At 49.5% G+C, this 2,721-nt stretch carries 4 protein-coding genes; 2 read left to right on the plus strand and 2 right to left on the minus strand.

The annotated features are described in order from the left end of the window. Nucleotides 1-774: hydroxymethylbilane synthase (gene hemC, locus Q0236_RS05340; protein WP_297915826.1), on the plus strand; the 774-nt coding region annotated here is incomplete at its 5' end. Nucleotides 775-869: 95 nt separating this feature from the next. Then, nucleotides 870-1,634 carry a hypothetical protein gene (locus Q0236_RS05345; RefSeq protein ID WP_297915828.1) on the plus strand — a complete coding sequence of 255 codons (765 nt, stop codon included), beginning with the start codon at nt 870-872 and terminating at the stop codon, nt 1,632-1,634. A 246-nt stretch (nt 1,635-1,880) separates the two neighbouring features. Here Q0236_RS05345 and Q0236_RS05350 read toward each other — a convergent pair whose 3' ends face one another. Beyond that, a complete protein-coding gene (locus Q0236_RS05350) occupies nt 1,881-2,246 on the minus strand; it encodes a hypothetical protein (protein ID WP_297915830.1) in 366 nt (121 codons plus the stop codon). A 62-nt stretch (nt 2,247-2,308) separates the two neighbouring features. Further along, on the minus strand, nt 2,309-2,721 hold a 413-nt coding region (locus Q0236_RS05355; protein ID WP_297915832.1), incomplete at its 5' end, for a hypothetical protein.

Here is a 2,721-nt window from a genome sequence, read left to right on the forward strand (position 1 = left end):
GGCGGCAAGGGACTCTTTACGAAGGAGCTTGAGGAGAGCATGCTTCGCGGCGAAGCACACATCGCCGTGCATAGTCTAAAAGACGTGCCCGTGGAGTTTCCGCAGGGGCTCGTGCTAGCAGCGATCTGCGCGCGCGAGGACGCGCGCGATGCGATGATCAGCGAAAAATACTCTAAATTCGGCGAGCTGCCCCACGGCGCGAAAGTCGGCACCACGAGCCTTCGCCGCAAGATGCAGCTGCTTAGCATGCGACCTGATTTAGAGATAATCTCCTTGCGCGGCAACGTCCAAACCCGCTTGCGAAGGCTAAAAGACGGGGAATTTGACGCGATCATCTTGGCGATGGCGGGCATCAACCGCCTAAATTTACGCGCCGAAGTGAGACACGTAGCGCCCTTTGAGGTCTCGCAGATGATCCCTGCGATGGGGCAAGGAGCGCTCGGCATCGAGGCGGTGGACGAGCCGCAAATCCTGCGCGCGATAGAATTTTTAAAAGATGAACGCGCAATCATCGAAACGACCGTGGAGCGGGATTTCGTTAGGGTTTTGGAGGGCGGCTGCCAGGTGCCGATCGGCATCAACGCGCGCCTTGAGGGCGAAAATATCCACATCAGCGCGATAGTGGGTCTACCCGACGGCAGCGAGAGTATCCGCCAAGACATCGTCGCGCAAAAATCGCAATACCAAAGCGTAGGCACCGAGCTTGCGCGAGTTTTTATCGAAAATGGCGCAAAGCAGCTTCTCGCACGCGCCGAAGCGATGGCGAGTCTATAAAAGGCGAAATTTACGGAGTTTTAAAATTTGCAAAATTTTGAAATTTCTAGAATTTATGGACTTTTTAAATTTATAAAATTTCAAAAGATTAAATTTTGAGCTTATTTAGATTTTTTAAAACAGCGGGATTTTCAAAAATTTTTGCCTCGCTCATACTTTGTGCAAGCTGCGCGCTAAGTCTAAACGCGAGCTCTAACGAAGAGCTCGTCCGCTCGCTGTTTAGCGACGCAAACTTCGATAAAAATCTTTATTTTAAAGGCGAGATGAGAAGCTATTTAAAGCGCAAATTCTACGCGGCGGATAACTATAGCGAAATCACGGTTGCTCCGCTTGGACGCAGCGACGAATTTAGCGAGATTTTTCACGTATTTTTGGGCTCTAAAGAGAAGTACTTCGATCTTTACGTCTATACTAAGGAGGACGGGATCTACGCCGTGCGAGTTTTAGCGCAAACCGCCATTATTGAGGCTATCGTAAGCGAATATGAAAAATTTAGCGAGGCGCAAAAACGGGAGTTTGAGCAAAGAACTGATGCAGACATCGTAAATTTAAAGCTAATCTTAGCGCCCGATAAAGAGCTTGCGGAGTTTGGAAAACAAAATCTAGCGGCATTTGAAAAAATTTACGAGCTTTACGTAGGCGGCGAGCCCGAGCGCGCAAAGACGGAGATCAAAAGCCTGCATCTCTCTCACGCCGAGACGGAGGGCAAAAGATTTATGCTGCTCATCGGCGGGATCACCGATAACTCCGTGGGCTTTTTGCGGGTGCAAGATGAGGCGGATCTGCCGCAAATGAGCCCTAGCGAGTTTATAATGATAGAAAAAATTGCGCCGAATTGGTATCTTTTTAAAACCACATAAAAAGCCGCGCCGCAAACGGATTTAAAGCTTCGCGGCGATCTAAATTTCAAAGCGTTTCTCGCGCCTTAACCATACCGCCGATCAAAAATCGAGCGAATTTTAAATTTAAACGGACGATCTGCAAATTCCGTCTGCCGCGACTTTTGGGCTAAATTTTAAAATTTTGAAGTCTAAATTTAAACAAAGCATCGCCGAAGCGCGCCGCGTCGTCCTAAATTTATAGCCAAGGGGCGGAACGGCATTGCCTTAAACTCCATCCGGCTTGGACTTAAACGGCGCAAAGTCCACTCCCGTCGCGTCCAAAACCGCCCGCGAATAAAAATAGAGGCTGTAAAATAGCTCATCGTCGTAAAAATGCTCCTCCCAGCGCTCCTCGTCATTCTCGTCGCTCTGCGGCCACAAATATTTTTCCGCAAGTATATCCGAAAAGCTCGCCAACGGCGCTGCGTGCGAGATCTTATCGGCATCATCGCAAATCTCAATCATAAACGCAAAAAATCTGCCGAGTTTGGTCGCAATAAACTCGGCCGCTTCATTTTCGCCGTTTTCATTTTCGCCGCTTCTGCCCGCCGCAATGTTCCGCTTTTTGTCCGCCGCAGCGCGCGCCTGCATAAAAATGCGCGCCAAAAACAGCAGCGCAAAAGGGGTTGCGTGCCAAAACGAGCCTTGATGCTCTATCTCGTAAAAATCTTACTAAGCGCGCCCTGGGCGGTTTTAATATCAAATTTCTCCCGCTCGCCCGCATCCAAGTCCTTATCCGCCGCGCTCGTTTTAAATTTACTCGCCTGGCTCGCTTTAAATTTTATCGCCGCGCTATCCGCACTCTTAAATTCCGCCTCACCGCACTTCGCCGCGTCCGTTTTAAGCTCCGTCTCTCCGCCCGCTTTAAATTTCGCCGCTTCGTTATCCGCCTTTTTAAATTTAGACTCACTCTTTTGCGCTAAATTTACGAAATTTTGTGCCGCGCCGCATCTTGCCACATCCGTAGAATTTTGCCCGCAGCCATGATGATTTTTTAAATTTTCCCCTGCGCTGGGCTCGCTTTTTAAATTTTGCTCGCCGCCCGAACTGCGCGCCGCATCACAAG

It is taken from the genome of uncultured Campylobacter sp., from assembly GCF_938031315.1.
In the GTDB taxonomy this organism is placed as follows: Bacteria; Campylobacterota; Campylobacteria; order Campylobacterales; family Campylobacteraceae; genus Campylobacter_B.